The sequence below is a fragment of the Streptomyces sp. NPDC096046 genome, assembly GCF_040303285.1.
Taxonomy (GTDB): domain Bacteria; phylum Actinomycetota; class Actinomycetes; order Streptomycetales; family Streptomycetaceae; genus Streptomyces.
The window spans coordinates 96,593-117,032 of the sequence record NZ_JBEOSZ010000008.1 but is presented as its reverse complement, the minus strand read 5'-3'; the positions used below and the strand labels follow the sequence as shown (position 1 = coordinate 117,032).

The 20,440-nt window shown below is 71.1% G+C and carries 15 protein-coding genes and 1 riboswitch; of the genes, 7 read left to right on the top strand and 8 right to left on the bottom strand.

Annotation, left to right across the window (positions count from 1 at the left end; all coding sequences use genetic code 11):
* Positions 1–4: 4 nt before the first annotated feature.
* The 3 genes from ABTX62_RS09940 to ABTX62_RS09930 form a co-directional block, all read right to left on the bottom strand.
* Positions 5–793: a M23 family metallopeptidase gene (locus ABTX62_RS09940; RefSeq protein WP_352115687.1), complete on the bottom strand. Its 789-nt coding sequence runs from the start codon at positions 791–793 to the stop codon at positions 5–7.
* Positions 794–805: 12 nt separating this feature from the next.
* A riboswitch (cyclic di-AMP (ydaO/yuaA leader) is annotated at positions 806–970 on the bottom strand.
* Between the two features lie 192 nt (positions 971–1,162).
* A complete protein-coding gene (locus ABTX62_RS09935; RefSeq protein WP_352115686.1) occupies positions 1,163–2,551 on the bottom strand; it encodes a M16 family metallopeptidase in 1,389 nt (462 codons plus the stop codon).
* Entirely contained in the window at positions 2,548–3,918 is a 1,371-nt protein-coding gene (locus tag ABTX62_RS09930; RefSeq protein ID WP_352115685.1) for a M16 family metallopeptidase, read from the bottom strand. Before ABTX62_RS09930 ends, ABTX62_RS09935 begins: the two co-directional genes overlap by 4 nt.
* A gap of 340 nt (positions 3,919–4,258) precedes the next feature.
* Between ABTX62_RS09930 and ABTX62_RS09925 the strand changes: the two genes are divergently transcribed.
* On the top strand, positions 4,259–6,715 hold the full coding sequence (locus ABTX62_RS09925; protein ID WP_352115684.1) for a DNA gyrase/topoisomerase IV subunit A: 2,457 nt from the start codon (positions 4,259–4,261) through the stop codon (positions 6,713–6,715).
* Here ABTX62_RS09925 and ABTX62_RS09920 read toward each other — a convergent pair.
* Complete coding sequence (locus ABTX62_RS09920; protein WP_352115683.1) at positions 6,712–7,899, bottom strand: CobW family GTP-binding protein; 1,188 nt, start codon at positions 7,897–7,899, stop codon at positions 6,712–6,714. The two genes, ABTX62_RS09925 and ABTX62_RS09920, sit on opposite strands and share 4 nt — an antisense overlap.
* Positions 7,900–8,220: 321 nt before the next feature.
* Between ABTX62_RS09920 and ABTX62_RS09915 the strand changes: the two genes are divergently transcribed.
* Together ABTX62_RS09915 and ABTX62_RS09910 are read left to right on the top strand one after the other, a co-directional pair.
* On the top strand, positions 8,221–8,778 hold the full coding sequence (locus tag ABTX62_RS09915) for a DUF6082 family protein (RefSeq protein WP_352115682.1): 558 nt from the start codon (positions 8,221–8,223) through the stop codon (positions 8,776–8,778).
* Between the two features lie 262 nt (positions 8,779–9,040).
* A complete protein-coding gene (locus ABTX62_RS09910; protein WP_352115681.1) occupies positions 9,041–9,280 on the top strand; it encodes a hypothetical protein in 240 nt (79 codons plus the stop codon).
* A gap of 160 nt (positions 9,281–9,440) precedes the next feature.
* Here the strand turns inward: ABTX62_RS09910 and ABTX62_RS09905 are convergent, their stop codons facing one another.
* Positions 9,441–10,601: a citrate synthase/methylcitrate synthase gene (locus ABTX62_RS09905; RefSeq protein WP_352115680.1), complete on the bottom strand. Its 1,161-nt coding sequence runs from the start codon at positions 10,599–10,601 to the stop codon at positions 9,441–9,443.
* Between the two features lie 109 nt (positions 10,602–10,710).
* Here ABTX62_RS09905 and ABTX62_RS09900 point away from each other — a divergent pair, with 109 nt between their 5' ends.
* From ABTX62_RS09900 to ABTX62_RS09885, 4 genes are all read left to right on the top strand, one after another.
* A complete protein-coding gene (locus ABTX62_RS09900) occupies positions 10,711–11,970 on the top strand; it encodes a citrate synthase (RefSeq protein WP_352115679.1) in 1,260 nt (419 codons plus the stop codon).
* Positions 11,971–12,023: 53 nt separating this feature from the next.
* Positions 12,024–12,968, top strand: coding sequence for a ferredoxin family protein (locus ABTX62_RS09895; RefSeq protein WP_352115678.1), 945 nt, complete (start codon positions 12,024–12,026; stop codon positions 12,966–12,968).
* 205 nt (positions 12,969–13,173) lie between these two features.
* Positions 13,174–14,847, top strand: a complete 1,674-nt coding sequence (locus ABTX62_RS09890) for a sensor histidine kinase (protein ID WP_352115677.1) — start codon at positions 13,174–13,176, stop codon at positions 14,845–14,847.
* Complete coding sequence (locus tag ABTX62_RS09885; protein ID WP_352115676.1) at positions 14,847–15,527, top strand: response regulator; 681 nt, start codon at positions 14,847–14,849, stop codon at positions 15,525–15,527. Before ABTX62_RS09890 ends, ABTX62_RS09885 begins: the two co-directional genes overlap by 1 nt.
* A gap of 75 nt (positions 15,528–15,602) precedes the next feature.
* Here the strand turns inward: ABTX62_RS09885 and ABTX62_RS09880 are convergent, their stop codons facing one another.
* From ABTX62_RS09880 to ABTX62_RS09870, 3 genes are all read right to left on the bottom strand, one after another.
* Positions 15,603–17,195 (bottom strand): monocarboxylic acid transporter, encoded by a 1,593-nt coding sequence (locus ABTX62_RS09880; RefSeq protein WP_352115675.1) that lies wholly within the window; start codon positions 17,193–17,195, stop codon positions 15,603–15,605.
* On the bottom strand, positions 17,192–17,752 hold the full coding sequence (locus tag ABTX62_RS09875; RefSeq protein ID WP_352115674.1) for a DUF485 domain-containing protein: 561 nt from the start codon (positions 17,750–17,752) through the stop codon (positions 17,192–17,194). Before ABTX62_RS09875 ends, ABTX62_RS09880 begins: the two co-directional genes overlap by 4 nt.
* 362 nt (positions 17,753–18,114) lie before the next feature.
* Complete coding sequence (locus ABTX62_RS09870; protein WP_352115673.1) at positions 18,115–20,238, bottom strand: DNA gyrase/topoisomerase IV subunit B; 2,124 nt, start codon at positions 20,236–20,238, stop codon at positions 18,115–18,117.
* Positions 20,239–20,440 lie beyond the last annotated feature (202 nt).

The window sequence follows — 20,440 nt, the reverse complement described above, 5'->3', positions numbered from 1 at the left end:
TCGGTCAGACGTTCACGCCGTGCGAGCGGAGGTAGGCGACCGGGTCGATGTCCGAGCCGTACTCGGGGCTCGTACGGGCCTCGAAGTGCAGGTGCGGGCCGGTGACGTTGCCGGTCGCGCCGGACAGGCCGATCTGCTGGCCGGGGGTGACCTGCTGACCCACCGAGACGCCGACGGAGGACAGGTGGCCGTACTGGGTGTACGTCCCGTCGTTCATCTTGATCACGATCTGGTTGCCGTAGGAGCCGCCCCAGCCTGCCTCGACGACGGTGCCCGCGCCGACCGCGTGGACGGAGGTGCCGGTGGCGGCGTGGAAGTCGATGCCGGTGTGGCTGCCGGAGGACCACAGGCCGCTGCTGGCCTTGTAGCCGGTGGAGACGTACGAGCTGGAGATCGGGGCCACATAGGCGTCGAGGCGCTTGCGCTCGGCCTCGCGGGCGGCGCGCTCCTTGGCCTCACGGGCCTTCTCGGCCGCTGCCTTGGCCTTCTCGGCGGCCTCGGCGGCGCGCTTGCGCGCGGCCTCCTCGGCCTTCTGCTTGGCGGCGGCCTCGTCGGCGGCCTGCTGCTGCGCGAGGGCCTGGGCGTCGATCTGCTGGGCCACGGTGTCGCCCATGGTGACGACCGGGGTGAGGCCCGTCTGTTCGGCGGCGGGCTCGGCGGCGAAGGCCGCGGGGGCCGCCACGGTGCCGATCACGCCGGTGGTGGCGAGGGCCGCGACGCCCGCCGCGCGGGCGGTGCCGCGCTGGATCCTGCTGGGACGACGGTGCTTCCCGGTGGCGCGAGTGAACGCCATGTAGTGGCTGGTCCTTTCCTTCCCTCTCGCCTACCGGGTTAGCTGACGGGTTCGGAGCAGGAAGGTCTCCTACGGACTCCCTCGCGGTTCGCGCGGGCGCCCGATTCACCCCAGGGACTGCGATGGGTCCCCGGCTCCCCTGGCTCGCGCCGTACGGGGACTCGGCGATGACTGTCCGGTGCCGCGGGTGCGGCGCACTGCCTGACGAACAGCCCGGATGACGCTAAGCGGCGCCAGTTTCAATTCCCAAACGGATCCCGGCTTTTGTAGCGCATCCCACAGGGCAGACAGGCAACCTCCGTATCAATTCGGGCATAAAGGAGCCCTGGCGCCTGGGAAGGCGACCAGGGCCCCTGTGCGCGCGTGCCGCTACTCGGCGGCGACGACGGTGACTTCGCCGATGCCGAGGGCCTCCACCGGCGCCTTGATCTGCGCCGCGTCGCCGACGAGGACCGTCACCAGACGGTCCACCGGGAACGCGCTCACGGCCGCCGCCGTGGCTTCCACGGTGCCCGTGGCGGCGAGCTGCCGGTACAGGGTGGCCTGGTAGTCGTCGGGCAGGTGCTGCTCGACCTGGTCGGCCAGCGTGCTCGCGACCGCCGCCGCCGTCTCGTACTTCAGCGGCGCCACGCCGACCAGGTTCTGCACGGCGACGTCCCGCTCGGCGTCGGTCAGACCTTCGGCGGCCAGGGTGCGCAGCACCGTCCAGAGATCCTCCAGAGCGGGCCCGGTGTTGGGCGTGTCGACGGAACCGCTGATGGCGAGCATCGCGGCACCCGTGCCGTCCGGGGCGGACCTGAGGACCTGGCCGAACGCACGCACGCCGTAGGTGTAGCCCTTCTCCTCGCGCAGGACGCGGTCCAGGCGGGAGGTGAGGGTGCCACCGAGGCAGTAGGTGCCGAGCACCTGGGCGGGCCACACGCGGTCGTGCCGGTCCGGGCCGATCCGGCCGATCAGCAGCTGCGTCTGGACGGCGCCCGGGCGGTCCACGATGACGACCCGGCCGGTGTCGTCCGCGGTCACCGGCGGCACCGGGCGCGGCTCGGCCGAGGAGCCCGTCCACGCGCCCAGGGTGTCGCCGAGCAGGGCGTCGAGGTCGATGCCGGTGAGGTCGCCGACCACCACCGCGGTGGCCGTGGCGGGGCGGACGTGCTTCTCGTAGAAGCCGCGTACGGCCGCGGAGTCGATCGTGGCGACCGTCTCCTCGGTGCCCTGCCGGGGCCGCGACATGCGCGAGCCCGCCGGGAACAGCTCCTTGGAGAGCTCCTTGGCGGCGCGACGGGAGGGGTTGGCCAGCTCGTGCGGGATCTCGTCGAGGCGGTTGCGGACCAGCCGCTCCACCTCGCTGTCGGCGAACGCGGGCGCCCGGAGGGCGTCGGCGATCAGGCCCAGCCCCTTGGCGAGCCGGGAGGCCGGCACCTCCAGGCTGAGCCGGACGCCGGGGTGGTCGGCGTGCGCGTCGAGGGTGGCGCCGGCACGCTCCAGCTCGGCGGCGAACTCCTCCGCGGAGTGCTTGTCGGTGCCCTCGGAGAAGGCCCGGGCCATGATCGTGGCCACGCCGTCGAGGCCGGCCGGCTCGGCGTCCAGGGGGGCGTCCAGCAGCACCTCCACGGCGACGACCTGCTGGCCGGGGCGGTGGCAGCGCAGCACCGTCAAGCCGTTGTCGAGCGTGCCCCGCTCGGGTGCCGGGAAGGCCCAGGGCCGGGCCTCGCCCGCCTGCGGCCGGGGGTGGAAGTCCATCGTGGCGAACTCGGTCACTTGGCCGCCTCCTCGTTCTCGTCGGTGGCCGCGGCTGCGGTGTCCTCGGCGTCGTCGGTCTCGTCGGCGACGGGCTCGTAGACGAGCACCGCGCGGTTGTCGGGGCGCAGGCGGGCCTTGGCGACCTCCTGGACCTCCTCCGCCGTGATCTCCAGCACGCGATGGACGGCGGTCAGGGCGAGCTGCGGGTCGCCGAACAGCACGGCATACCGGCACAGTTCGTCGGCGCGGCCCGCGACCGTGCCGAGCCGGTCCAGCCATTCGCGCTCCAACTGGGCCTGGGCCCGCTCCATCTCCTCGGCGGTGGGGCCCTCCTCGGCGAACCGGGCGAGCTCCTCGTCGATGGCGGTCTCGATGACCGGAACCTCCACGTCACCGGACGTCTTCACGTCCAGCCACCCCAGGGAGGGCGCCCCGGCGAGCCGCAGCAGGCCGAAGCCGGCCGCCACGGCCGTACGGTCGCGCCGCACCAGGCGGTTGTAGAGGCGGGAGGACTCACCGCCGCCGAGGACGGTGAGGGCGAGGTCGGCCGCGTCGCACGCGCGTGTGCCGTCGTGCGGCAGCCGGTAGGCGGCCATCAGCGCACGCGCCGGGACCTCCTCCTCGACGACCTCGCGCAGCTGCTCGCCGATGGTCTCCGGCAGCGAGCCGTCGCGCGGGGCGGGCTTGCCGTCGTGACCGGGGATGGAGCCGAAGTACTTCTCCACCCAGGCGAGGGTCTGCTCCGGGTCGATGTCTCCGACCACCGAGAGCACGGCGTTGTTCGGCGCGTAGTAGGTGCGGAAGAACGCGCGCGCGTCCTCCAGGGTCGCCGCGTCCAGGTCGGCCATCGAGCCGATCGGTGTGTGGTGGTAGGGGTGGCCCTGCGGGTAGGCGAGGGCGGTCAGCTTCTCGAAGGCCGTGCCGTAGGGGACGTTGTCGTAGCGCTGGCGGCGCTCGTTCTTGACGACGTCCCGCTGGTTCTCCATCGACTCGTCGTCGAGCGCGGCCAGCAGGGAGCCCATGCGGTCGGCCTCCAGCCAGAGGGCGAGTTCCAGCTGGTGGGCGGGCATGGTCTCGAAGTAGTTGGTCCGCTCGAAGCTGGTCGTGCCGTTGAGCGAGCCGCCCGCGCCCTGGACGAGCTCGAAGTGGCCGTTGCCCTTGACCTGGACGGATCCCTGGAACATCAAGTGCTCGAAAAGGTGAGCCAGGCCGGTACGCCCCTTGACTTCGTGGCGTGAGCCGACGTCGTACCAGAGGCACACCGCCGCGACCGGGGTCAGGTGATCCTCGGAGAGCACCACGCGCAGGCCGTTGGCCAGGCGGTGCTCGGTCGCTGTCAGGCCTCCGGAGCCTGCCTGGGCTGTGGCCGTGTGACCCATGGGCATGTACGTCCCTTCGCTCGCTGAGCGGTTGTTCAGACCGCGGATTCCTGCCGGTCCTGCCACTGTATGCAAGCGCGCGAAGCCCTGGTGAAGTTCCCGGCGGCGACCTGGAGCCCGACGGCCCGAGAGGCGTCCTGGACGGGCCCTGGTCCCAGTTGTCAGTGCGGCGGTCCACAATGGTCGGCGTCAGATCCGGATCGCAGCAGCATGAGCGAGCCGCAGGGGCGGCCGGTGACGAGAGGGCGAGCGCGCACAGGCCCGAAGGGCTGAGTACGGTCGACGTCGCGACACCGACATGAACGCCCCACAGGCGAGCGACCAGTAACAGGAGGAGCCGGCAGCGATGGCCCGCCGCAGCACGAAGACCCCGCCGCCCGACGACTCGTACGAGGAGCGGATCCTCGACATCGACGTCGTCGACGAGATGCAGGGCTCCTTCCTCGAGTACGCGTACTCGGTGATCTACTCCCGCGCCCTGCCGGACGCACGCGACGGCCTCAAGCCGGTGCACCGCCGCATCGTCTACCAGATGAGCGAGATGGGTCTGCGTCCCGAGCGCGGATACGTCAAGTGCGCTCGTGTCGTCGGCGAGGTGATGGGCAAGCTGCATCCGCACGGCGACGCGTCGATCTACGACGCCCTCGTGCGCATGGCCCAGCCCTTCTCGATGCGGGTCCCCCTGGTCGACGGCCACGGCAACTTCGGCTCGCTGGGCAACGACGACCCGCCGGCCGCCATGCGGTACACCGAGTGCCGGATGGCCGAGGCGACGAGCCTGATGACGGAGTCGATCGACGAGGACACCGTCGACTTCAACCCCAACTACGACGGCCAGGAGCGGGAACCGGTGGCCCTGCCCGCCGCCTTCCCGAACCTGCTGGTCAACGGCGCCTCGGGCATCGCGGTCGGCATGGCCACGAACATGGCACCGCACAACCTGCGCGAGGTCATCGCCGCCGCCCGCCACCTGATCAGGTATCCGGGTGCTGATCTCGACGCCCTGATGAAGCATGTGCCGGGCCCCGACCTGCCCACCGGCGGCCGCATCGTCGGCCTGTCCGGCATCCGGGACGCCTACGAGTCCGGCCGCGGCACGTTCAAGATCCGGGCGACGGTGTCGGTGGAGCCGGTGACGGCCCGCCGCAAGGGCCTCGTCGTCACGGAGCTGCCCTTCACGGTCGGCCCCGAGAAGGTCATCGCCAAGATCAAGGACCTGGTCGGTTCGAAGAAGCTCCAGGGCATCGCCGACGTCAAGGACCTCACCGACCGCGAGCACGGCCTGCGCCTGGTCATCGAGATCAAGAACGGCTTCGTGCCGGAGGCGGTCCTGGAGCAGCTCTACAAGCTGACGCCGATGGAGGAGTCCTTCGGCATCAACAACGTGGCCCTGGTCGACGGCCAGCCGCTCACGCTGGGGCTGAAGGAGCTCCTGGAGGTCTACCTCGACCACCGCTTCAACGTCGTACGGCGGCGCTCGGAGTTCCGTCGCGGCAAGAAGCGCGACCGGCTGCACCTGGTCGAGGGTCTGCTGACGGCCCTGCTCGACATCGACGAGGTCATCCGCCTCATCCGCTCCAGCGAGAACTCCGCGCAGGCCAAGCAGCGCCTCATGGAGCAGTTCTCGCTGAGCGAGGTGCAGACGCAGTACATCCTCGACACGCCGCTGCGCCGTCTGACCAAGTACGACCGTATCGAGCTGGAGTCGGAGAAGGACCGCCTCAGCGCGGAGATCGAGGAGCTCACCCGGATCCTCGACTCGGACACGGAGCTGCGCAAGCTGGTCTCCTCCGAACTGGCCACGGTGGCCAAGAAGTTCGGCACCGACCGGCGCACGCTGCTGCTGGAGTCGGGCGGTGCCCACGTCGCGGCCGTGCCGCTCCAGGTGGCCGACGACCCGTGCCGGGTGCTGCTGTCCTCCACGGGTCTGCTGGCCCGCACGGCGAACGGCGAGCCGTTCGCGGAGGACGCCGGCGCCAAGCGCGTGAAGCACGACGTGATCGTCTCGGCGGTGCCGGCCACCGCCCGCGGTGAGGTGGGTGTGGTCACCTCGGCGGGCCGGCTGCTCCGGCTGAACGTGGTCGACCTGCCCCAGCTCCCCGAGACCCCGGCCGCGCCGAACCTCGCGGGGGGCGCGCCGCTGGCGGAGTTCGTCTCCCTGGAGGACGACGAGACGGTGGTCTGCCTGACCACGCTCGACGAGTCGTCGCCGGGCCTGGCGCTCGGCACGGCGCAGGGTGTCGTCAAGCGCGTGGTGCCGGACTATCCGGCCAGCAAGGAAGAGCTCGAGGTGATCACCCTCAAGGAGGGCGACCGGATCGTCGGCGCCGTCGAGCTGCGTACCGGCGAGGAGGACCTGGTCTTCATCACCGACGACGCGCAGTTGCTGCGCTTCCAGGCGTCCCAGGTCCGACCGCAGGGCCGCCCGGCAGGCGGTGTGGCGGGCGTCAAGCTCGCCGAGGGCGCGAAGGTCATCTCCTTCACGGCGGTGGACCCGGCCGTGGACGCCGTCGTCTTCACCGTCGCGGGCTCCCGGGGCACATTGGACGACTCCGTCCAGACCACGGCCAAGCTGACACCGTTCGACCAGTACCCGCGCAAGGGCCGCGCCACCGGAGGCGTCCGCTGCCAGCGGTTCCTGAAGGGCGAGGACTGCCTGTCCCTGGCCTGGGCGGGCCCCGTCCCGGCCCTCGCCGCGCAGAAGAACGGCACCCCGGCCGCGCTCCCGGAGATCGACCCGCGCCGCGACGGCTCGGGGGTGTCCCTGGCGAAGACGGTGTCGGTGGTGGCCGGGCCGGTCTAGGCCGGATCGGCGAGATCCTCCTCGGGCCCGCGGACGTACCGCAGGACGCCCCACATGCCGTGCTCGTCGGCGTGTGGGGCCTCGCTCCTGCACGCCTCCAGCTCCTTGCCGAGGGCGGGGGCGTCGATCCCGGAGCCGATGAGGACCAGCTGCGTGAGGCGTTCGCCGCCGGCCGGCCAGGGCTCCGGGTAGAAGCGCAGGAACCGCCCGACGGCATGGACGGCGTAGCGGTTGCGGACGTCGTACGGCCCGAAGTCGACGTAGCCCTTGATCCGGTACAGCCCTTCGGGCCGACTGTCCAGGAAGGCCATCAGGCGACGCGGGTCGAGGGGGTCCGGGGAGACGAACGACAGGCTGTCGTAGGCGGCGTGCAGGTGACCGGCGTGATGGTGCGGATGGTCGCCGGGGTGGCCTTCGGCGCGGCTGTCGGCTCGGCCGCATTCGGCTCCACCGCATTCAACGCGGCCGCCTGCACGGGGGGCGTCTTCGCAAAGGGCGTCCTCGCAGGGGTCGTCCTCGCAAGGGTCGTCTTCGTGCAGGTCGTCGAAGGACAGCTGCCCGATGCGTTCCTCGCCGGGCCGGCAGTCGAAGAGGAACTCGGGGTCGATCCGGCCGTAGGAGGCCGGGACGACGGCGGCGCGGTCGACGAGGGACCGGACCAGCCCGAGGACGCGTTCGCCGTCCGCCGCCCGGTCGAGCTTGTTGACCACGACGAGGTCGGCCAGGGCGAGATGACGGTCGATCTCGGGGTGCCTGGCCCGGGTGTCGTCGAACTCGGCGGCGTCGACGACCTCGACGAGCCCGCCGTACACGACCCCGGGATGCTCGCTGGCGAGCAGCATCCGTACGAGTTCCTGCGGCTCGGCGAGGCCGCTGGCCTCGATGACGATGACGTCGATGCCGAGGGAGGGCTGGGCGAGCCGCTCCAGGTACTGGTCCAGTTCGCTCGCGTCGACGGCGCAGCACAGGCAGCCGTTGCCGAGGGAGACCGTCGAGTCGCCGAGCGCCCCCGCCACCGCCATCGCGTCGATCTCGATCGCTCCGAAGTCGTTGACGAGGGCGCCGATCCTGCTGCCGCCGCTGCGGTGCAGGAGGTGGTTGAGCAGGGTGGTCTTTCCCGAGCCGAGGAATCCGGCCAGGACGACCACCGGGATCTGCTGCGGTTTCGGACTCGGCTGGCTCACCGTGCGACCTCTCTCGCGCCGACGCGTGCACCGGCTCGCGTTCCCGGCACACAGGGGAAATGGGGATGCGGACCCAGGATACGAGCCGTGAGATCCAGACCTGAGTGAACGATTGTTAGCACCACTCGCGGGGCAGACGTTGGGCATGGCGCCGGTTTGTGCGACCCTCGCTTCCCTCCGTGCGCCTCCTCTCCGCCTCCCTGCCGATCAGAGCCGCTCGGCACTCTGGGAGACGGCAAGCGCCGCCCACCGCTCGCCGGTCCCCTCCCGTCGACCCGCATCCCGACGACCGGCGGACGGCCGCCTGAACCGGGGGTTGACATGGCCACACAGAAGTTTGGGTTTCGAGGGCTGAGGGCCACCGCCTCGGCAGGAATGGGCCTGGCGGCGGGTGCCGCCGTCGCCCTGGCCCTGCAATGGACCGCGTTCCATGCTTTGCGTGCCCGGATCGAGCACCTGGAACAGGCCGCGCGGGCGCAGCGCCGGACCAACTTCGCACACCAGCAGCGTCTGCACTGGGAGTTGCTCAGCAAGGCGATGGACGACCCCGAGCTGGCCGAGGTGCTCGATGCCTACGACGGCACCGTCTCCCCCGCCAAGCAGCGCCAGTTCCTCTTCGCCAACGCCCTCTACACCAACGCCCTGTGCTACTACCGCATGGGCAACATGACCAGAGAGGAGTTCTTCGGCTTCGCCCGCAGCATGCTGCAGAACCCCCTCTTCCGGGAGTACTGGTACGCCACCCGCCCGCACCGGGCGACGCTCGTCGACACCTCCGACGAGGCCGGGCTCGGACGCATGGTCGACGACCTCCTCGTCCAGCTCGAGGAGACGGACCTCGACGAGTGGTGGGTGGTCGGGGAGCCGCCGGGCGAGTAGCTCCACGCTCCGGCCCTAAGCACGGCACCGCGCGGATCACTCTCCGGAACGCATCACACGGCTGGGCGGTAACGAACCCGTAAACCGGCGCGTTTCCCCAGGTGCCAACAAGGTTGACTACTGCGCACCCCGCGAACCGGGTCGACCACCGCCGAACCGCCGCTCCACGCCGCCCGGTTGTCGAGGCCGCGGCCCCACAGGGCCGCATCGCACCGCAGGCGCAGTGCGCACACGCCTCGAGATCAGAAGGAACGCAAGAACAGTGAGCCACATCATCCGTCGGATCGGCACCCCTCCCAGCGCCCGGGGCAGTGCGACTGGTGCCAACTGCCCCGATATCTTCGAGCTGTCCGACGGCAGGTTCGCTGTGATCGGCACGGACCTCACCGAAGAACTGGACGGGAAGCTCCCCGCCGACGCGTCCAGAGCGGACTACGAGCGCATCGTCGTGGTCTCCCGCAGGACCCTCATCGACGCGAAGACAGACATTCCCGACGCCTGATCCCGCCGACCCCCACCGGCCCGGCACCTGAGGCCCGGCACCTTTCGGTGTCGGGCCTTGTCAGGCTCCCGCGACGCCGTCGCCGGCTTCGCCGCCTGCCGATCGCCGTCACTGCCGTCGTCGGCTTCGCTGCCGTAACTGCCGACGCCGTCGCCGCCGCTCAGACGGGTACCGGCGCCGGCGCCTCCGGGCCCACGTACCGCGCCACGGGCCTGATGATCTTCGTGTCCTCCGCCTGCTCCAGGATGTTGGCGCTCCAGCCCACCGCCCGGGCGGCGGCGAAGGTCGGGGTGAACATCTCGCGGGGCAGGCCGCAGAGTTCCATGACCACGCCCGCGTAGTACTCGACGTTGGTGTGCAGCTCCCGGCCGGGCTTCAGCTCCGCGAGGATCGCCTCGATGTGCCGCTCCACCTCGACGGCGAAATCCACCCGCGGTCCGCCGAATCCTTGCGCGACCTCACGCAGCATCCGGGACCGCGGGTCCTCCGTGCGGTAGATCGCGTGCCCGAAGCCCATGATGCGCTCACCGGACAGCACCCGCTGACGCACCCAGGAGTCGATGCGGTCCGGGGTGCCGATGGCGTCGAGGGTGTCCAGCGCACGGCTGGGCGCGCCCCCGTGCAACGGCCCCGACAGCGCCGCCACGGCGCCGGCGAGGCACGCCGCCACGTCCGCGCCCGTCGAGGCGATGACCCGGGCCGTGAAGGTTGACGCATTGAATCCGTGATCAATGGTTGAGATGAGGTAATGCTCCATCGCCCGTGCGCGCCGATCAGCCGGTACCGAACCCGTCAGCATGTACAGGTAGTTCGCCGCATAGGACAGATCCTCGCGCGGCTCCACCGGTTCGAGCCCTTCGCCCAGCCGGTGCAGCGCGGTGAGGAGCGTGGGCACGGCCGCGGCCGCCTCGATCGTGTCCTGCCGCCGTCGGCCGGGGCCGATGTCGTACACGGGACGGAACCCCTTCGCCGCGCCCAGCAGCGACAGTGCCGTGCGCATCCCCGCGAGCGGGCCGGAATGCCCGCCGGCCGCCGCTATGGCCGGCAGCGCCGCCCGCACCTCGTCCGGCAACCGCCGCAGCGCGGCGGTCTCTGCCGTGAAGGCCGCACCCTGTGCGGCGTCCGGTAGTTCGCCGTGCACGAGCAGGTGCCAGACGTCCTCGAAGCTGCGGGTCCGGGCGAGGTCGACGGCCGAGTACTGCCGATAGTGGTAGAAGCCCTCCAGACCACGGACATCACCGATCCGGGTGTCGGTGACCACCACACCGGCGAGTCCCCGAGGTACTTCGACACGAGTGGTCGCTGACCTGCTGTCGGACATGACTTCCTCCTTCGGCTTGATTTGACTGTCCATGATTGACTAGACACATGTCAATATTGATTGAATCAATGCATCAGTCAATGGACCACAGACGGATACGGTGACCCCCATGCGCGATCAAGCACCCGCCCCCAGGGACGCGGAACGGCGACTGAGCACCAAGGAGGCCGCCGAGCTGCTCGGCGTGAAGCCGGAGACCGTCTACGCGTACGTGAGCCGCGGCCAGCTCAGCAGCCGACGGGTGAGCGGCGGCCGGGGCAGCACCTTCGACGCCGGGGAGGTCGAGGCGCTCGCCCGGCGCAACCGCCGGGAGAGCGCGGGCGGTTCCGGCTCCGGCGGCGACCTCTCCGTACGCACCCGCATCACGCTCATCGAGAGCGACCGCTACTACTTCCGCGGCGTCGACGCGGTCGACCTGGCCACCCGGCACACCTACGAGGAAGTGGCCGAATGGCTGTGGACCGGCCGGATGCGGCCGGGCAGCACCTTCACCGCGCCCGCCGCCTCCGTCACCGTCGCCCGCCGTGCCGTCGACGCACTGCCCGAGCACGCCGCCCCCACCGACCAGTTGCGGGTCGCGACGATCGCCGCCGCGACCGCCGACCCGCTGCGGTTCGACCTGTCCGAGGACGCCGTGCTCGGCACCGCGCGCACCCTCATCCCCACGCTCGTGGCCGCTCTCCCTCCGGCGGGACACCACCGCCGCGACGAGGGCCCCCTGGCCCACCGCCTGTGGACCAGGCTGTCGGTGCAGCAGGACCCGGACGATGCGTCCCTGCGCGCCCTGGACACCGCCCTCGCCCTCCTGGTCGATCACGACCTGGCCGCTTCGACGCTCGCGGTGCGCGTCGCCGCGTCGGCCCGTGCCCACCCCTACGCGGCGGTCTCCGCCGGGCTCGGCGTGACCGAGGGCCCGCTGCACGGCGCGGCCAGCGGGCTCGCCCACCGGCTGCTGCACGACGTCCTCGACCAGGGCGACCCCGCACCCGTGATCGCGGGCGAACTGCGCGCCGGCCGTCGCATCCCGGGCCTCGGCCACCGGCTCTACCCAGGCGAGGACCCACGCGCGCGTGCCCTGTTCGCCCTCCTGGAGCAGATCCCGCGCGCGGAACCCGCCCTTCTCGCGGCGCGCGACATCGTCGAGACCGCGGCTCGCCACGCGCCCCTGCACGCCAACGTGGACCTGGCGCTCGCCGTCCTCACCGCGTCCTGCGGCATGGACCCGGCCGCGGGCGAGACGATCTTCGCCGTGGCCCGGGCGGCGGGCTGGATCGCCCACGCGCTGGAGGAGTACGGCGAACGCCCGCTGCGGATGCGTCCGAGCGGTCTCTACGCAGGTCCGAAGCCGCCACAGCCACTGCCGGAGTAGAGCAGGGCGGGGCCGGAAGTCGCTGTGGCCGAAGTCAGGTTAGGCTCACCTCTGTGAGTACGTGCTCAAGCGTCTCCCGGGACACCGTCGAGCCCGTTTCGGGAACCGCCGCCACCGCGAGGACCTGGCTGTTGCTGGAACAGTCCGGTCCGTGGGGTGCCAAGGCGCTCACTTCGAGCCACCTGGACCCCGCTCTGGGGCGTGCCCTGGAGGCGGCCGCGAAGGACACGGGCGTCCGGATCGCGCTCATCCGCCGCCCCGGGCGCCACGCGGACCGCCGCATGCCCGCCACCCGCCGGGTGTACGCCGCCCACGTGGTCCCGGGCAACGTGTGGCTGCGCAGCGCCTCGACCTCGGACCCCGCCGACCTGCTCGATCTCGACTTCGCCGCACTCGGCCGGGGCGACCACCGCGTCTTCGACGCGCGGCTCGGCGGCCGGGCCCACGACGGCGCCCCGCTCGCCCTCGTCTGCACCAACGGCAAGCGCGACCGCTGTTGCGCCCTCCTCGGCCGGCCCCTCGCGGCCGAACTGGCGACGTCCGGAGTCGAGGGCGTCTGGGAGGTCACCCATCTGGGTGGTCACCGCTTCTCCCCGACGGTGCTCGTGCTGCCGTACGGATACGCCTACGGCCGGGCCGAGGCGCACTCCCTCAAGGAGGTCCTGCACGGCGCGCGGGAGGGGCGGATCGTCGTGGAGGGCTGCCGGGGCAGTTCGGCCTGGGAACGGCCCGGTCAGGCGGCCGAACTGGCCGTGCGCACCGCTATCGGCGAGTACACCGCCGAGGCACTGAGCGTCATCCGGACCGCCGGCACGGGATCCGGCTGGGAGGTGACCGTCGCTCATGCCGACGGTCACCGCTGGCAGGTCGACGTGGCCCAGGGCGCGGCGCTCCCGCCCCGCCCGGAGAGCTGCGGGGCGTCCGTCCTGGGCTCACCCGCCCGGATGGACGTGGTGGCGGTGCGCGAGGTGAGGATGACGACGGCGCTGGCCGGCTGACCGCCCGGCTGCCTCTTCGGGCGGCGCACCGTCCGGCACGGACGCCTCGCCCGGTGTCGTCGCCGCCGTTCCGGACATTGATCACACCTCCCCGCGTATTGATCACGCCTGTGTAGACATTGATCACGCCTGCGCGGACATTGATTCGGAGATCCACGCCACACCCGTCTACGGCAGCCGGTCGGCCGCACGTACCGTCTGGGGTATGAGCCGCACTCCCCCTGTACGCCGCCTGCGCCTCGGCCTGCCCCGGCGGGTGTTCTCGCAGGTGCTGCTGATGCAGGTGGCGATCGCCGCGGGAGTCGCGGTCCTCGCGACCGGGCTGTTCCTCGCGCCCCTCAGCAAGCAGCTGGACGACCAGGCGATGCGCCGCGCGCTCGCGATCGCGCAGACGACGGCGCAGCAGCCCGGGCTGGCCGAAGAGGTCCGGGACACTCCGCCGTTGCCGAACGGCCCGGTGCAGAAGGAGGCGGAGCGGATCAGGAAGGCCACCAAGGCCGAGTACGTCGTGGTGATGGACTGGCGGGGCGTGCGTTGGTCGCACACGGACCCCAGGCAGATCGGCGGCATCGTCTCGACCGACCCCGGCCGGGTCCTGGCCGGCAAGGAGGTCATGGAGATCGACAGCGGCACCCTGGGGCGCTCCGCCCGGGGCAAGGTGCCGCTGCGCGACAGCGACGGCACCGTGGTCGGCGCGGTCTCGGTCGGCATCGCCTACGACAACGTCCGGGCCCGGTTGATCCACGCGATCCCGGGGCTGTTCGCCTACGCCGGCGGCGCCCTGGCGGTGGGCGCGCTGGCCGCGTGGCTCATCTCCCGTCGGGTCCAGCGCCAGACGCGGGACCTGGCCTTCTCGGACATCGCGGCGCTGCTGTCGGAACGCGAGGCGATGCTGCACGGCATCCGCGAAGGTGTCGTCGCCCTGGACCGCACCGGCCGCATCCGCCTCGTGAACGACGAGGCGCAGCGGCTGCTGGGACTCGGCGAAACGGTGGTGGGCCGCTCCCCCGACGAGGCGCTCGGCGCGGGCCGTACGGCCGATGTGCTGGCCGGACGCGTCACCGGCACGGATCTGCTCACCGTGCGTGGTCAGCGGGTGCTGGTCGCCAACCGCATGCCCACCGACGACGGCGGTGCGGTGGCCACCCTGCGCGACCGCACCGAGCTGGAGCAGCTGGGCCGTGAACTGGACTCCACCCGCGGCCTGATCGACGCCCTGCGCGCCCAGGACCACGAGCACGCCAACCGCATGCACACGCTTCTGGGCCTGCTCGAACTGGAGATGTACGACGACGCCGTCGAGTTCGTCGGCGAGGTGGTCGGTGACCACCGGGCCACCGCGGAACAGGTCACCGAGCGGATCGAGGACCCGCTGCTCGCCGCCCTGCTCGTCGGCAAGGCGACCGTCGCGGCCGAGCGGGGCGTCGCGCTGTGGGTGTCGGACCGGACCCGGCTGCCCGACCGGCTGGTCGACCCGCAGGGGCTCGTCACCGTGGTGGGGAATCTGGTGGACAACGCCCTCGACGCCGTCGCCGGCAGGCCGCACGCGCGCGTGGAGGTCGAACTGCGTGCCGAGGGCCGTACGGCGATCCTCAGGGTGCGTGACACGGGGCCGGGGATCCCACCGGAGCACCGGGAGTTGATCTTCACCACGGGATGGTCCACGAAGGAGCCTCCGGCCCATCGGGAGCGGGGTATCGGACTCTCCCTGGTGCGCAGGCTGGCCGAACGGCAGGGTGGCAGCGCGACCGTCGGGGACGTGCACGGCGGGGGCGCGGAGTTCACCGTCGTCCTGCCCGAGGCGCTGACCGAGCCGGGCCCGGGACCGGCCGCGCTGACCGTGCCGTCAGCTCCGCAGAACGCCGAGGAGGAGTCGTGATGATCGAGGTCCTGGTCGTGGACGACGACGCAAGGGTGGCGCGGGTCAACGCCGCCTACGTCGAGAAGGTGCCGGGCTTCCATGTGGCCGGGGAGGCCCACAGCGCCGCGGAAGCGCTGAGCCTGATGGAGACGTCGCCGCGGCTGGACCTGGTGCTCCTGGACCACTATCTGCCGGACGCCACAGGGCTGGCGGTCGTCCAGGAGATGCGCCGGCGCGGCCACCAGGCCGACGTGATCATGGTGACGGCGGCCCGGGATGTGTCCACCGTGCAGGCGGCGATGCGGCAGGGCGCGCTGCAGTACCTGGTCAAGCCGTTCGCCTTCGCCGGCCTGCGCGCCAAGCTGGAAGCCTACGCGGAGCTGCGCCGCACCCTCGACGGCGGCGGGGAGGCCGAGCAGGCCGAAGTGGACCGCATCTTCGGGGCCCTGTCGGCGTCTTCGGAACCCGACTTGCCCAAAGGCCACTCCCCCACCACCGCTGAGCTGGTCCGCCAGTCCCTGATGAGCGCGGACGGGCCGCTGTCCGCCCTGGAGATCGCCGAGCGGACCGGGGTGAGCCGTCAGACCGCACAGCGCTATCTGAAGCTCCTGGAACGCACGGGGCGGGCCAGACTGACCCTCAAGTACGGCGACGCGGGCCGCCCGGAACACCGCTACGTCTGGGCGACCCGCGGGTAGGACGTCCGTCCGCCGGTCTCCGCGCGCCCTCGGAGACGGTGGCCATCCCGCTCGCGTGGACCGACGGCACCGGCCCTACGCCGCTCCCGCCCCGGTCAGCGACCGCACCTCGGTCTCCGCGTGCTTGGCCTCGTCCGGGGCCTCCGTCGAGGTGACGGTGCCCAGCCAGCCCGCGAGGAAGCCGAGCGGGATGGAAACCAGGCCCGGGTTCTGCAGGGGGAAGCACTGGAGGTCGATGCCCGGGAAAAGCGCGTCGGGGCTGCCCGAGACCACGGGGGACACCACCACGAGGACCACGGCCGGGACCAGACCGCCGTAGACGGCCCACACGGCGCCCCGGGTGGTGAAACCGCGCCAGAACAGGGAGTACAGCAGCACCGGCAGGTTCGCCGACGCGGCGACGGCGAAGGCGAGGCCCACCAGGAACGCCACGTTGAGATCCCGCGCCAGCAGGCCCAGCGCGATCGCCACCGCACCGACCCCGACGGCCGCCACGCGGGCCACGGCCACCTCACTGCGCGGCTTCCCGCCCCGCCGCCGCAGGGACGCGTACAGGTCGTGGGCCACGGACGCCGAGGACGCGAGCGTGATGCCGGCGACCACCGCGAGAATCGTGGCGAAGGCGACCGCGGCGACGATCGCGAAGAGCACCGTCCCCCCGGTGGATCCCGCGCCGCCGCCCAGATCGAGCGCCAGCAGCGGAACCGCCGTGTTCCCCGCCGCGTTCGACCCCCGTATCGCGTCCGGCCCCAGGATGGCGGCCGCACCGAACCCGAGCACGATCGTCATCAGGTAGAAGCCGCCGATGAGCCCGACGGCCCACACCACCGATCTGCGGGCGGCCCGCGCGGTGGGCACCGTGTAGAAGCGGGACAGGATGTGCGGCAGCCCGGCCGTACCCAGTACCAGAGCCAGCCCCAGACTGATGAAGTCGAAACGGGCGGTCCAGTCCCCGCCGTACTTCAGCCCGGGCGCCAGGAACGCCGCCCCGTGCCCGCTGCGCTCGGCCGCCGTGAGCAGCAGCCGGTCCACGTCGCCGTGGAAGCGCAGCAGGACGAGCACCGTCAGCACGGCGGTGCCGCCGAGCAGCAGGACCGCCTTGACGATCTGAATCCAGGTGGTCGCCCGCATCCCTCCCAACGACACGTAGATCACCATGAGCGCGCCGACCCCGATGACCGTCCAGGCGCGCGCCGCGTCGCTCGTGCCTCCGAGCAGCAGTGCCACCAGACTGCCCGCGCCGACCATCTGCGCCACCAGATACAGAACGGACACGGTGACCGAGGACGTCCCCGCCGCGATCCGCACCGGCCGTTCCCTCATCCGCGCCGCCACGACATCGGCGAGCGTGAACCGTCCGCAGTTGCGGACCAGTTCGGCGACTAGGAACAGCACCACCAGCCACGCCACGAGGAATCCGACGACATACAGCAACCCGTCGTAGCCGAACAACGCGATGAGCCCGGTGACCCCGAGGAAGGACGCGGCCGACATGTAGTCGCCCGCGAGGGCAAAACCATTCTCCATGGGCGAGAAGAGCCGCCCACCCGCGTAGAACTCCTCCGCCGAGCCACGCCGGTTGCGGCTGACCCACGTCGTGATTCCCAGCGTGACCGCGACGAACACGCTGAAGAGGAGCAGTGCCAGCGTCTGGTGTTCCCCCGTCATGACCCACCCCCGTTCACGCCACGCGTCAGCTCCTGTGTGTCCCAGCGCAGTTCGAGCGCCGCACGGTCCCTGCGCAGCCGCGCGTGCCGTGCGTATGCCCAGGTGAGCAGGAACGTGGACAGGAACTGCCCGAGCCCCGCGACCATCGCGACGTTGACCGCTCCCGCCACGGGCCGCGCCATCAGCTCCGGCGCCGTCGTGGCAGCCACGACGAAGCCCACGTACCAGGCGAAGAAGGCCGTGAACGCCGGCACCACGAACCTCCGGTATCGCCTCCTCACCTCCTGGAAAGCCGCGCTGCGCTGCACTTCCAGATACACATCGGCTGCCGCGGCCCCCGTGTCGCCCTCCGCCCGCGTCGACGGAACCACCGCCACGGCGGGCACCCCGGCGTCGGCCGACTCACCCCAGCCGGAGGCGAGGGCGTCGTACCAGGGATCCTCGTACCTCGGCTGTCCGGCCTCCTCGGCCTGGATCGGGTCATGACCGTCGAGAGGGTCGGCCCAACTGTCCTGACCGGCCCCGCCGCCGCGGGGACGGCCCTTGCTTGGCTGCATGCCCAAGGATGGACAGAACGGGAAGACTCCCGACTCTTCTTCCCCTCGCTCTTCACCCCATCAGGTGACTGACCCGCTGGTGGCCGCACACGTCCCGCCGCGTGGGCGTAACGCACCACCCGTGCACGGTCCGTGGCCCCGCCTTGGTCAAGGCGTTGTCGATGCGGGTCTCCGGGACAACGCCCGGGAGAAAGTGCCGTCGCAGGTCTCCCACGGCGCCGGAGGCACACCGGACCGTGACGGGTGACGGCCGGGGCGCACACGCCCCGGCCGTCCCCGATCACAAGCCGGGACACACGCGTCCCCGGCCCGGCTGCTGTCACCGCACCGGGCGGCGCCCGAGCAGCCGCTGGTGCGGACGGCTACGCGTCGATCCGCGACCGATCGAGCGTCGCCGCCGAGTTGGAGATGAACTCCTTGCGCGGCGCCACGTCGTTGCCCATCAGCAGGTCGAAGACCTGCTCGGCCGCCTCCAGGTCGGACAGGTTGATCCGGCGCAGGGTGCGGTGGCGCGGGTCCATCGTCGTCTCGGCCAGCTGGTCGGCGTCCATCTCACCGAGACCCTTGTAGCGCTGGATCGAGTCCTTGTAGCGGATGCCCTTGCTCTGCAACTCCATGAGCGTGTCGCGCAGTTCCCGGTCCGAGTAGGTGTAGACGTACTTGTCCTGGCCCTTCTTCGGCTGGACGATCTCGATGCGGTGCAGCGGAGGCACCGCAGCGAAGACCCGGCCCGCCTCGACCATGGGCCGCATGTAGCGGTGGAACAGCGTCAGCAGCAGGGTGCGGATGTGCGAGCCGTCGACGTCGGCGTCGGTCATCATGATGATCTTGCCGTAGCGGGCGGTGTCGATGTCGAAGGTCCGGCCCGAGCCGGCTCCTATGACCTGGATGATCGCGCCGCACTCGACGTTCTTCAGCATGTCCGTCACGGACGACTTCTGCACGTTGAGGATCTTGCCGCGGATCGGCAGCAGCGCCTGGAACTCGGAGTTCCGGGCGAGCTTGGCCGTGCCGAGCGCGGAGTCGCCCTCGACGATGAACAGCTCGCTGCGGTCGACGTCGTCGCTGCGGCAGTCGGCGAGCTTGGCGGGCAGCGAGGACGACTCCAGGGCCGTCTTGCGGCGCTGCGCGTCCTTGTGCTGCCGGGCGGCGATGCGCGTACGGGCCGCGGCGACGGCCTTCTCCATGACGACGCGGGCCTGCTGGGCGGCGTCCCGCTTCGTGGACGTCAGGAACGCCTTGAGTTCCTTCGTGACCACGTTGTTCACGATGCGGCGGGCCGCCGAGGTCCCGAGGACCTCCTTGGTCTGGCCCTCGAACTGCGGCTCGGCGAGACGCACGGTGACCACCGCGGTCAGGCCCTCCAGGGCGTCGTCCTTGACGATGTCGTCCTCGGCGACGCGCAGCATCTTCTTGGTGCGCAGCACCTCGTTCATCGTCTTGGCGACGGCCTGCTCGAAGCCCGCGACATGGGTGCCGCCCTTGGGCGTGGCGATGATGTTGACGAACGACCGGAGCGTCGTGTCGTAGCCCGTTCCCCAGCGCAGCGCGACGTCGACGCCGAGCTCGCGGGTGACCTCGGTGGGCGTCATCTGCCCGTGGTCGTCCAGGACGGGGACGGTCTCCTTGAAGGTGCCCTGCCCGGAGAAGCGGAGGACATCGCAGACCGGCTTGTCGTTCGCCAGGTACTCGCAGAACTCGCTGATCCCGCCGTCGAAGCGGAAGGATTCCTCGCCCTTGCTGCCGCCCTCGCCGAGCCCGTACTCGTCGCGCACGACGATGGTCAGGCCGGGCACCAGAAACGCGGTCTGGCGGGCGCGCTGGTGCAGCGTGTCCAGGTTGAGCTTGGCGTCCTTGAGGAAGATCTGGCGATCGGCCCAGTACCGCACGCGGGTGCCGGTGCGGTTCTTCGGGATCTTCTTGGCCTTGCGCAGGCCGCTCTTGGCCTCGAACTTGGCCTCCGGGCCGTTACCGGCGAAGGCGCCGGGGACACCGCGCCGGAAGCTGATGGCGTGGGTGTGCCCGTTCCGGTCCACCTCGACGTCGAGCCGGGCGGACAGGGCGTTCACCACGGAGGCGCCGACGCCGTGCAGACCGCCGGAGGCGGCATAGGAGCCACCGCCGAACTTGCCGCCGGCGTGCAGCTTGGTCATCACGACCTCGACACCGGAGAGACCGGTCTTGGGCTCGACGTCGATCGGGATGCCCCGGCCGTTGTCCCGGACCTCGACCGAGCCGTCGTCGTGGAGGATCACCTCGATGTGGTCGCAGTACCCGCCCAGGGCCTCGTCGACGGAGTTGTCGATGATCTCCCAGACGCAGTGCACCAAGCCACGGCTGTCGGTCGACCCGATGTACATACCCGGGCGCTTGCGTACGGCCTCGAGCCCCTCGAGGACGAGCAGGTGCCGCGCGGTGTAGTTGGAACCGTCCCGGTCTGCTCCTGCCAGCAGAGCTGTGGACGGCACGGACGTCTCGGCGGTCACGCGGTTCGCTCCTCGCTGAATTTCAGATGGGGCCCTCATGGGTAAGGGCGCGGCTTCAGTCACCGGTGAGAGGGTACCGAGGCCTGGTAGAGCCGTTGTAACGCCACCCTCGTCGGAAACTCACACTAGTCCACACTCGCATGTACGTTCGATCCCTCGATGGAGTGAAGTACACATCACGTTCCCTTCCAGGCATGAACCA

Excerpts from the sequence above, each read along its gene's own strand:
- ABTX62_RS09940 (WP_352115687.1), bottom strand. The coding sequence starts at position 793 with ATGGCGTTCACTCGCGCCACCGGGAAGCACCGTCGTCCCAGCAGGATC.
- ABTX62_RS09930 (WP_352115685.1), bottom strand. The coding sequence starts at position 3,918 with ATGCCCATGGGTCACACGGCCACAGCCCAGGCAGGCTCCGGAGGCCTG.
- ABTX62_RS09925 (WP_352115684.1), top strand. The coding sequence starts at position 4,259 with ATGGCCCGCCGCAGCACGAAGACCCCGCCGCCCGACGACTCGTACGAG.
- ABTX62_RS09915 (WP_352115682.1), top strand. The coding sequence starts at position 8,221 with ATGGCCACACAGAAGTTTGGGTTTCGAGGGCTGAGGGCCACCGCCTCG.
- ABTX62_RS09905 (WP_352115680.1), bottom strand. The coding sequence starts at position 10,601 with ATGTCCGACAGCAGGTCAGCGACCACTCGTGTCGAAGTACCTCGGGGA.
- ABTX62_RS09900 (WP_352115679.1), top strand. The coding sequence starts at position 10,711 with ATGCGCGATCAAGCACCCGCCCCCAGGGACGCGGAACGGCGACTGAGC.
- ABTX62_RS09890 (WP_352115677.1), top strand. The coding sequence starts at position 13,174 with ATGAGCCGCACTCCCCCTGTACGCCGCCTGCGCCTCGGCCTGCCCCGG.
- ABTX62_RS09885 (WP_352115676.1), top strand. The coding sequence starts at position 14,847 with ATGATCGAGGTCCTGGTCGTGGACGACGACGCAAGGGTGGCGCGGGTC.
- ABTX62_RS09880 (WP_352115675.1), bottom strand. The coding sequence starts at position 17,195 with ATGACGGGGGAACACCAGACGCTGGCACTGCTCCTCTTCAGCGTGTTC.
- ABTX62_RS09875 (WP_352115674.1), bottom strand. The coding sequence starts at position 17,752 with ATGCAGCCAAGCAAGGGCCGTCCCCGCGGCGGCGGGGCCGGTCAGGAC.